The following is a 9834-nucleotide window of genomic DNA, read 5'->3' as shown; positions in this document are numbered from 1 at the left end:
CCGCCGCGGCTCGGGAGCTGGCCGAGGAGACCGGCTTGCGGGTGGACCCGGCCGAGCTGGTCGGGCCGATCTGGCAGCGCGAGCAGGTGTTCGAGTTCAACGGCGAGCAGCTCGACAGCCGGGAATTCTTCTTCGTGTACCGCACGGAGCGCTTCGAGCCGTCGGCTGCAGGGCGAACCGGGCTGGAACGCCGCTACATTCACTGCCACCGCTGGTGTGACGCAGCCGAGATCGCTCGGCTGGCCGCCGCGGGGGAGACTGTGTACCCGATTGAGCTGGGTGAACGGCTCAGCGAGGCAAACACGGTCGCCGACCACCCGGCCGGCCTGGCCCCACAGCCGCAGCCTATCCGCTGACCGTTTGTGCGCGAGCATGCGCAGAGTCGCACGGCGGATGCCCTGCTAGTGCGATTTTGCGCATGCTCGCGCCCGGGGAGGCCAGGATCGTCGCGATGCCCGGTCCGGATCCCTTTAGACTCGCAACGGAGGTGTTTAGCGTGGCTGTGATGGCGGGCCTTTTCTCCGCCCTACCCCCGGCGATGCGGGACCCGGTCTTTTTCGCCATCCCGTTTTTCCTGCTGCTTTTGATTCTGGAGTGGACGGCAGCTCGCAAGCTTGAACGCATCGATCGCGCCGCAGACCAAGCGGCCCGCCCGGCCGGCGCCTACCTCGCCCGGGATGCCTGGGCGAGCGTTTCCATGGGACTGGTCTCGGTAGCCACCACCGCCGGGTGGAAATTCGTGGCGCTGCTCGGTTATGCCGCGATCTACGCCTATCTGGCACCGTGGCATCTGCCGGCGACCGATTGGTACACCTGGGTCATCGCAATCCTGGGCATCGACCTGCTCTACTACACCTATCACCGTATCGCTCACCGGGTTCGGTTGATCTGGGCAACGCATCAAGCGCATCACTCCAGCCAGTACTTCAACTTCGCCACCGCGCTGCGGCAGAAGTGGAACAACAGCGGTGAGATCCTGATGTGGATTCCATTGCCGCTGTTGGGCGTTCCACCGTGGATGGTGTTCGCCGGCTTCTCGGTGAACCTGATTTACCAGTTCTGGGTGCACACCGAACGCATCGACAAACTGCCCCGGTGGTTCGAGTTCGTCTTCAACACGCCGTCGCACCACCGAGTGCACCACGGCATGGACCCCGAATACCTGGACAAGAACTACGGGGGGATCCTGATCATCTGGGATCGCATCTTGGGCACATTCCAGCCCGAGCTGTTCCGCCCGCACTACGGATTGACCCAGCAGGTCACCACGTTCAACATCTGGGCCCTGCAGACCCATGAATACCTGGCGATCGCCCGGGATGTCCACTCGGCAGCGCGGCTGCGTGATCGGCTCGGCTACATCTTCGGGCGGCCCGGTTGGCTGCCACCCGACTCGCGCCCGGAGCCGGTGCGGGTTAGCCGGCAACTAGACTGAGCGAATACCGATCGAAGGAGAGTCAGCGGTGGACAGCGGCAACGGGCAGACCGGAACCGCCCGGGTCAAGCGCGGCATGGCGGAGATGCTCAAGGGCGGCGTCATCATGGACGTCGTCACCCCCGAGCAGGCCCGCATCGCCGAGGGCGCCGGCGCCGTCGCGGTGATGGCGCTGGAGCGGGTGCCCGCCGACATCCGTGCGCAGGGCGGGGTGTCGCGGATGAGCGACCCGGACATGATCGAGGGCATCATCGCCGCGGTCTCCATCCCGGTGATGGCCAAGGTCCGCATCGGGCATTTCGTCGAGGCGCAGATCTTGCAGAGCCTGGGTGTGGACTACATCGACGAGTCCGAGGTGCTCACCCCGGCCGATTACACCCACCACATCGACAAGTGGCAGTTCACCGTGCCGTTCGTGTGCGGGGCGACCAACCTCGGCGAGGCGCTGCGGCGGATCACCGAGGGCGCAGCGATGATCCGCTCCAAAGGCGAGGCCGGCACCGGCGACGTTTCCAACGCCACCACCCACATGCGGGCCATCGGCGGTGAGATTCGCAGGCTGGGCAGCCTGGGTGACGACGAGCTCTACGTCGCGGCCAAAACGCTGCAGGCGCCCTACGAGCTGGTCGCCGAGGTCGCGCGGGCCGGCAAGCTGCCGGTGACGTTATTCACCGCGGGCGGTATCGCCACTCCGGCCGACGCCGCGATGATGATGCAACTCGGCGCCGAGGGGGTGTTCGTCGGCTCCGGCATCTTCAAATCCGGCGACCCGGCGGCCCGGGCCGCCGCCATCGTCAAAGCCACCACCTTCTACGACGACCCCGACGTGCTGGCCCGGGTGTCGCGTGGACTGGGTGAGGCCATGGTCGGCATCAACGTCGAGGAGATCGCGGCGCCGGATCGGCTCGCCCAGCGCGGCTGGTAAAAACGTCCCGTGGCGATCGAAGAGATCCTCGACCTGGAACAACTCGAGATCAACATCTTCCGAAGCACCGTCGTCAACGAAGCTCCCGGGAACCGCAACCGCTCCTTCGGCGGGCGCGTGGCCGGGCAGTCGCTGGTGTCGGCGGTGCGCACGGTGGACCCGCGTTACCGGGTCCATTCCCTGCACGGATACTTTCTGCGGCCTGGAGACCCGTTGGCGCCCACCGTCTTTCTGGTTGAACGGGTCCGCGACGGGGGTTCGTTCTGCACCCGGCGGGTCAGCGCGGTGCAGCACGGCGAATCCATCTTCCACATGCAGGCGTCGTTTCAGGTAACCCAGGACGGCATCGACCATCAGGACGCGATGCCACCGGCGCCCGCCCCGGACGACATCCCGGATATCAACAGCGTGGTCGCCTTCGACGACGAGGGCTTCAAGGAATTCGAGGAGTGGGACCTGCGCCGGGTGTCCCGAGATCAGCTGCCGCACTTTCCCGGCAAGGTCGCCGAGCAGCAGGTGTGGTTTCGCCACCGCGGCCCGCTGCCCGACGACCCGGTGCTGCACATCTGCGCGCTGGCCTACATCAGCGACCTGACCCTGCTGGGCAGCTCGTGGTCGATCCACCTCGGCGAACAGGACAGGCTGCAGGTGGCGTCCCTGGACCACGCGATGTGGTTTCTGCGGCCCTTTCGCGCCGACGAATGGCTGCTGTACAACCAGTCGTCACCGTCGGCGGGCGGCGGGCGGGCGCTGTGCCAGGGCAAGATGTACAACCGCCGCGGCGATATGGTCGCGGCGGTGATGCAGGAGGGCCTGACCCGCTACCGGCTCGCCCCCAAGTGACCGCGCGGGCGACGATGCAGAGCGGGTACCTCCCGCTTGCGGGGGACGAAGCGATGCTGAGGAGCGGCGCAGTGACCCAGCTTCGTGTCGGGGTGCTGGCGCTGCAGGGCGACATTCGGGAACACCTCGCCGCGGTGCGGGCCGCCGGTGCCGATCCAGTGCCGGTGCGCCGCCGCTGTGAACTGGACACCGTTGACGCGCTGGTGATTCCCGGTGGCGAATCGACCACGATGAGCCACCTGCTGCAGGAACTGGAGTTGCTGGAGCCGCTGCGGGAGCGGCTGGGCGACGGGATGCCGGCCTACGGGGCGTGCGCCGGGATGATCCTGCTGGCCACCGAGATCCTGGACGCCGGCGAGGGCGGCCGTGTGGCCGTCCCGCTGGGTGGCATCGATATGACAGTGCGGCGCAACGCATTCGGCCGCCAAGTGGACTCCTTCGAAGGCGACGTCGTGTTCGCCGGTTTCGACGACCCGGTGCACGCGGTGTTCATCCGGGCGCCGTGGGTGGAACGGGTCGGTTCCGGCGTCCAGGTGCTGGCTAGTGCTGCCGGGCACGCGGTAGCGGTGCGGCAGGGTCAGGTGCTGGCCACGTCGTTTCACCCGGAGATGACCGACGACGGCCGCATCCACCGGCTGTTCGTCGACATCGCCACTGACCGGGCGTGAATCGCTGCCGCTGTGGCGCCCGCCGGGCATGATGTGACCATGACTGACATCGCGCGCGGTGGATTGCGGCGCGTCGTAAAGCTGGCAAGTCTTCCGGCTGGAGCGGCCGGCCGCGCCGCACTGGGTGTCGGCAAGCGGATGACCGGCAAGTCCAAAGAAGAGGTCAACGCCGAGCTGCTGGCCAAAGCGGCAGACGAGCTGTTCCGGGTGCTGGGCGAACTCAAGGGCGGCGCGATGAAGGTCGGCCAGGCGCTGTCGGTGATGGAGGCAGCGATACCGCCGCAATTCGCCGATCCGTTTCGCGAGGCGTTGGTCAAGCTGCAAAGCGAAGCTCCACCGCTGCCGGTGGCAAAGGTGCACCGGGTGCTCGACGGCCAACTCGGCACCAAATGGCGGGAACGCTTCCGGTCCTTCGACGATGATCCCATCGCATCGGCGAGCATCGGCCAGGTGCACAAAGGCGTTTGGAAAGACGGACGCGAGGTTGCCGTCAAGATTCAATATCCAGGCGCCGACGAGGCACTGCGGGCCGATCTCAAACTGATACAGCGGTTTACCTGGGTCATCGACCAGATTGCGCCGCGATTGGACGTAGACCGACTCGTTGCCGAAGTCAGCGAGCGGGTGGAAGCCGAGCTGGACTACCGACAGGAGGCCGACTATCAGCGTAGCTTCGCGAAAGCCTTTGCCGGCGACCAGAAGTTCTACGTACCGGCAGTGATCGCCAGCGCACCGAAGGTCATCGTCGCAGAGTGGGCAGAGGGCCGGCGCCTCTCCAGGATCATCGCCGAGGGTACCCAGGACGAGCGAAACGCTATGTGCGCCTTGCTTCTCGAGTTCGCGATCAGTTCACCCGTGCGGGCTGGCCTGTTGCACGCCGACCCGCATCCGGGCAATTTCACGATGCTGGCGGACGGGCGGCTGGGAGTCGTCGATTTCGGCGCCGTCTCCGAGCATCCCGGCGGCTTCCCCGCCGACTTCGGCGAACTGCTGTGCTGGGCGCGTGACGAACAGTGGGACGAAGTGATCCGGCTGTTGAAGAAACTCGGCTTCATGCCAGCCGACTACGACCTGACCGCCGAGCAGGTGGTGGAATACATCAAACCGCTCTGGGCCTATGTCGACCCACTGCGGTCCGGTGAGTTTCACTTCACCCGCAGGTGGTTCCAGAAGACGGCCCTGGCCACCTCCGATCCGTTCGGGGAGGGATTCGGCGACCGGTTCAAGGTTGCCCGGCAGTTGACCGTGCCACCCGGCTACGTCATGTTGCTGCGCACGCTCGGCGGCCTGATAGGAGTCGCCGTTCAGCTTGACGCCCGGGTGAACTACGCGGCACTGCTTGAGCAGTGGGCTCCGGGGTTCTTCGCGCCGGGCCAGGGGACGCCGCGGGCTGGCAGGTGAGCGAGGCCTGGGCTGACGGCGACGAAAGGCGTTGGCGCCTCCGCGTAGACTGTCGCGCGAGACGTCGGAGCAGCAGCAGAGCAACAGAAGAGGCAGTAGGAACATGAGCGGCCACTCCAAGTGGGCCACCACCAAGCACAAGAAGGCCGTCATCGACGCCCGCCGGGGCAAGAACTTCGCCCGGCTGATCAAGAACATCGAAGTCGCGGCGCGGGTCGGCGGCGGCGATCCGGCGGGCAACCCGACGCTTTATGACGCCATCCAAAAGGCCAAGAAGAACTCGGTGCCCAACGACAACATCGAGCGGGCCCGCAAACGCGGCGCGGGCGAGGAGGCCGGGGGTGCGGAATACCAGGCCATCACCTACGAGGGGTATGCGCCCAACGGGGTGGCGGTGCTGATCGAGTGCCTGACCGACAACCGTAACCGCGCCGCCAGCGAGGTGCGCATTGCGATGACCCGTAACGGCGGTACCATGGCCGACCCGGGCTCGGTGTCCTACCTGTTCACCCGCAAGGGGACGGTGACGCTGGAGAAGGACGGGCTGAGCGAGGACGACGTGCTGGCGGCTGTGCTCGACGCCGGCGCCGAGGACGTCAACGACCTGGGCGACAGCTTCGAGGTGATCTCCGAGCCGGGCGATTTGGTGGCTGTGCGCACCGCGCTGGTCGACGCTGGCATCGACTACGAGTCCGCCGAGGCCAGCTTCCAGCCGTCGGTCAGCGTGCCGGTGGACGTCGACGCCGCCCGCAAGGTGTTCAAGCTGGTCGACGCGCTGGAGGACAGCGACGACGTGCAGAACGTGTGGACCAACGTCGACGTCTCCGACGAGGTGCTGGCCGCGCTCGGCGAGGAGTAGCCTCGCCGTCGCTGTTCAGCAAGCGGCGAGATGCGGTGTATGTTGTGATGTATGCGGCGCACGAACATTTACCTCGACGAGGAACAAACGGAAAGCCTTGACCGGCTGGCAAAACAGGAAGGCGTCTCCCGCGCGGAGTTGATCCGCCGATTGGTCGACCGCGCCCTGGCCGAAGGCGATGCCGACGGTACCGTGGAGGCGGACCTCTGCGCAATCACCGATTCATTCGGTGCTCTGCGTGACTTGGCAGCTCCCATGCGTGGATCCGGTGACCGCGAGAAGCACCTCGCGACAATGTGGCAGCGGTGACACTGGTCGATTCGGATGTCTTGATCGCGCACCTGCGGGGTTCTTCGGCGGCACGGGATTGGCTCACCGATACCCGACGCGCTGGCACGCTGGCCGTCAGCGTGGTGTCGATCGCCGAAATCGTCGGCGGCATGCGGTCGGCGGAGCGGCGCGAGGTGTGGCGGTTGTTCTCCGCGTTCCGCGTCGAACCGGCCACCGAGATCGTCGCCCGGCGGGCAGGCGAGCTGATGCGCCAGTACCGGCGCAGCCACGCCGGGATCGGGCTCGGCGACTACCTGATCGCCGCGACTGCCGGTGTCAAGGGCTTGCCGTTGGCGACGCTCAACGTCCGGCACTTCCCGATGTTTCCCGGCCTACGGCCGCCCTTTACCGTGCACTGACGCGTGCGAAGGTCATACCCCGAGTCGCTGGCATCCGCGTGTCTTGCCGGGTGGTGTCGGTTCCGCCCACTAAAGTATCGAACAACCGTTCGGTCTCGTTGAGGGAGTCGTGACGTGCGTGTGATGGGTGTCGACCCCGGGCTGACTCGTTGCGGCCTGTCGGTGGTCGAAGGCGGGCAGGGCAGGAAGGTGGTCGCCCTGGATGTCGACGTGGTGCGCACTCCGTCTGATGACCCGGTACCGGGGCGCCTCTTGGCGATCAGCGACACTGTCGAGCACTGGCTGGACACCCATCACCCGGACGTCATCGCGATCGAGCGGGTGTTCTCCCAGCAGAACGTGTCCACGGTGATGGGCACCGCCCAGGCCGGCGGGGTGATCGCGCTGGTGGCGGCGAAACGCGGCATCGACGTGTTCTTCCACACGCCCAGCGAGGTCAAGGCCGCGGTCACCGGCAACGGTGCAGCCGGCAAGGCACAGGTCACCACGATGGTCACGAAAATTCTCGGGCTGCAGCAGAAGCCGGCGCCAGCCGATGCCGCCGATGCGTTGGCGCTGGCGATCTGTCACTGCTGGCGGGCGCCGATGATCGCCAGGATGGCCGCCGCGGAAGCCAAGGCCGCCGAACAGCGTCGTCAGTATGCGGCGCGGCTGAAGGCGGCGACGTGATCGCGTCGGTGCGCGGTGAGGTGCTCGAGATCGCGCTGGACCACGCGGTGATCGAGGCCGCCGGGGTGGGTTACAAGGTGATCGCTACTCCCGCGACGCTGGCCACGCTGCGGCGCGGTGTCGAGGCCCGGCTGATCACCGCGATGATCGTGCGCGAGGATTCGATGACGCTGTACGGTTTTCCGGATTCCGATGCGCGCGACGTGTTTACGATGTTGATCGGGGTGTCGGGAATCGGGCCCAAGATCGCGATGGCAACGCTGGCGGTCTACGACGCCGACGCGTTGCGCCAGGCATTAGCCGACGGCGACGTCACGGCGCTGACGCGGGTGCCGGGGATCGGCAGGCGCGGCGCCGAGCGGATGGTGCTGGAGTTGCGGGACAAGATCGCGACGTCGGGTGCGGCGCCGACGGGTGCCAATGGTCACGCTGTGCGCGGCCCGGTGGTGGAAGCCCTTGTCGGCCTTGGCTTTGCGGTCAAGCAGGCCGAAGAAGCCACCGACAGGGCGCTGGCGACCAACGACGGGGCCAGCACGTCGAGTGCGTTGCGGGCCGCGCTGAGCCTGTTGGGGAAGAAATGAGCCGGTTCGACACCGACGAGCCCGAGGAGCGGCAGGTCACTCCCGCACTGACCGTCGGCGAGGGCGACGTCGACGCCGGGCTGCGGCCGCGCTCGCTAGAGGAGTTCATCGGCCAACCGCGGGTGCGCGAGCAGCTGCAGCTGGTCATCGAGGGCGCCAAGAACCGCGGCGGCACACCGGATCACATCCTGCTGTCGGGCCCGCCCGGGCTGGGCAAGACGTCGCTGGCGATGATCATCGCCGCCGAACTCGGCAACCCACTGCGGGTGACGTCCGGCCCGGCGCTGGAACGTGCCGGGGATCTGGCGGCGATGCTGTCCAATCTGGTCGAACACGACGTGCTGTTCATCGACGAGATCCACCGCATCGCCCGGCCCGCCGAGGAGATGCTGTATCTGGCGATGGAAGATTTCCGGGTCGACGTGGTGGTCGGCAAAGGCCCCGGTGCGACGTCGATTCCACTGGAGGTGGCGCCGTTCACGCTGGTGGGGGCGACCACCCGGTCGGGGGCGCTGACCGGACCGCTGCGCGACCGGTTCGGGTTCACCGCGCACCTGGACTTCTACGAGCCGGCCGAGCTGCAGCGGGTGCTGGTCCGCTCGGCCGGCATCCTGGGCATCGAGTTGGGTGAGGAGGCGGGCGCGGAGATCGCCCGGCGCTCCCGGGGCACACCGCGGATCGCCAACCGGCTGCTACGCCGGGTGCGCGACTTCGCCGAGGTGCGCGCCGACGGGGTGATCACCCGCGACGTCGCCAAGGCCGCGCTGGCGGTCTATGACGTCGACGAACTCGGCCTGGACCGGCTGGATCGAGCGGTGCTTGCCGCACTGACCCGCAGCTTCGGGGGCGGTCCGGTGGGGGTGTCGACGCTGGCGGTGGCGGTGGGGGAGGAGGCCGCCACCGTGGAGGAAGTCTGCGAGCCGTTCCTGGTGCGGGCCGGAATGATCGCGCGCACCCCGCGCGGGCGGGTCGCCACCGCCCAGGCGTGGACGCATCTGGGGATGAGCCCGCCGGCGGGGGCCGGCGGGCTGGGCCAGGCGGTGCTGTTCGAGTAGCCGGGCCGAGCTGACGTCGATCTCGGCACAGGTTTTTATTGGGGGGCGTCTCCGCGCTGGCCTCACAGGCCCGCCAGCACTTCGGAAAGCACGTCAAGACCCTCCAAGAACAGCTCTTCGCCGATGGTCAGCGGCGGCAACAGCCGCACCACGTTGCCGAACGTCCCGCAGGTCAACACGATCACCCCGGCGGCGTGCGCGCCCGCCGCCAACCGCGCGGCCAGCTTCGGGTCGGGGTCGGCGGTGCCGGAGCGCACCAGTTCCACGGCGATCATCGCGCCGCGGCCGCGCACATCGCCGATCCGGTCGTCGGCGGCCTGCAACCGGCCCAACCTGGCGAAGGCCAGCTCTTCGATGCGTTGCGCCCGGGCCACCAGTCCGTCACTTTCGATGGTGGCGATGACGGCCAGCGCCGCCGCACACGCCACCGGATTGCCGCCGAACGTACCGCCCAGGCCGCCGACGTGCGGCGCGTCGATGATCTCGGCGCGGCCGGTCACCGCCGCCAGCGGCAGCCCGCCGCCGAGGGCCTTGGCGGTGCAGATCAGGTCGGGCTCGACGCCTTGCGAACCCTCGTGCTCGCAGGCGAACATCGCCCCGCTGCGGGCGAAGCCGGACTGCACCTCGTCGGCGATGAACACCACACCGTTGTCGCGACACCACGCCAGCAGCGTCGGCAGGAATCCCTCGGCCGGAACGATGAACCCGC

General features: G+C 67.7%; 13 protein-coding genes. 12 read left to right on the top strand and 1 reads right to left on the bottom strand.

The window, feature by feature from the left end:
- The 12 genes from AC2VOP_RS11275 to ruvB form a co-directional block, all read left to right on the top strand.
- Window positions 1–356 (top strand): NUDIX domain-containing protein (locus AC2VOP_RS11275; protein WP_486961043.1); only part of this gene is annotated, 356 nt, incomplete at its 5' end.
- Between the two features lie 149 nt (window positions 357–505).
- Window positions 506–1435, top strand: a complete 930-nt coding sequence (locus AC2VOP_RS11270; protein WP_486961044.1) for a sterol desaturase family protein — start codon at window positions 506–508, stop codon at window positions 1433–1435.
- 28 nt (window positions 1436–1463) lie between these two features.
- Window positions 1464–2360, top strand: a complete 897-nt coding sequence (gene pdxS, locus AC2VOP_RS11265) for a pyridoxal 5'-phosphate synthase lyase subunit PdxS (protein ID WP_486961042.1) — start codon at window positions 1464–1466, stop codon at window positions 2358–2360.
- Between the two features lie 9 nt (window positions 2361–2369).
- Window positions 2370–3203 (top strand): acyl-CoA thioesterase II, encoded by an 834-nt coding sequence (tesB, locus tag AC2VOP_RS11260; protein ID WP_486961041.1) that lies wholly within the window; start codon window positions 2370–2372, stop codon window positions 3201–3203.
- A gap of 71 nt (window positions 3204–3274) precedes the next feature.
- Window positions 3275–3871, top strand: a complete 597-nt coding sequence (gene pdxT, locus AC2VOP_RS11255) for a pyridoxal 5'-phosphate synthase glutaminase subunit PdxT (RefSeq protein ID WP_486961040.1) — start codon at window positions 3275–3277, stop codon at window positions 3869–3871.
- Window positions 3872–3910: 39 nt separating this feature from the next.
- Window positions 3911–5272 carry an ABC1 kinase family protein gene (locus AC2VOP_RS11250; RefSeq protein WP_486961039.1) on the top strand — a complete coding sequence of 454 codons (1362 nt, stop codon included), beginning with the start codon at window positions 3911–3913 and terminating at the stop codon, window positions 5270–5272.
- Between the two features lie 103 nt (window positions 5273–5375).
- Window positions 5376–6131: a YebC/PmpR family DNA-binding transcriptional regulator gene (locus AC2VOP_RS11245; RefSeq protein ID WP_486961038.1), complete on the top strand. Its 756-nt coding sequence runs from the start codon at window positions 5376–5378 to the stop codon at window positions 6129–6131.
- Window positions 6132–6182: 51 nt separating this feature from the next.
- Window positions 6183–6440: a ribbon-helix-helix domain-containing protein gene (locus tag AC2VOP_RS11240; RefSeq protein ID WP_486961037.1), complete on the top strand. Its 258-nt coding sequence runs from the start codon at window positions 6183–6185 to the stop codon at window positions 6438–6440.
- Window positions 6437–6820, top strand: coding sequence for a PIN domain-containing protein (locus AC2VOP_RS11235; RefSeq protein ID WP_486961036.1), 384 nt, complete (start codon window positions 6437–6439; stop codon window positions 6818–6820). Before AC2VOP_RS11240 ends, AC2VOP_RS11235 begins: the two co-directional genes overlap by 4 nt.
- A 114-nt stretch (window positions 6821–6934) precedes the next feature.
- Window positions 6935–7489 (top strand): crossover junction endodeoxyribonuclease RuvC, encoded by a 555-nt coding sequence (ruvC, locus tag AC2VOP_RS11230; RefSeq protein ID WP_486961035.1) that lies wholly within the window; start codon window positions 6935–6937, stop codon window positions 7487–7489.
- On the top strand, window positions 7486–8070 hold the full coding sequence (ruvA, locus tag AC2VOP_RS11225) for a Holliday junction branch migration protein RuvA (RefSeq protein WP_486961034.1): 585 nt from the start codon (window positions 7486–7488) through the stop codon (window positions 8068–8070). The genes ruvC and ruvA overlap by 4 nt, the downstream gene beginning before the upstream one ends.
- Window positions 8067–9125 (top strand): Holliday junction branch migration DNA helicase RuvB, encoded by a 1059-nt coding sequence (ruvB, locus tag AC2VOP_RS11220; protein ID WP_486961033.1) that lies wholly within the window; start codon window positions 8067–8069, stop codon window positions 9123–9125. The genes ruvA and ruvB overlap by 4 nt, the downstream gene beginning before the upstream one ends.
- A gap of 62 nt (window positions 9126–9187) precedes the next feature.
- Here ruvB and AC2VOP_RS11215 read toward each other — a convergent pair.
- The coding region (locus AC2VOP_RS11215; RefSeq protein ID WP_486961032.1) for an aminotransferase class III-fold pyridoxal phosphate-dependent enzyme at window positions 9188–9834 on the bottom strand (647 nt) is incomplete at its 5' end.

The organism is Mycobacterium sp. TH-M106 (genome assembly GCF_057473765.1).
The sequence above is the reverse complement of the archived record's forward strand: the minus strand, read 5'-3'. Positions and strand labels throughout refer to the sequence as shown.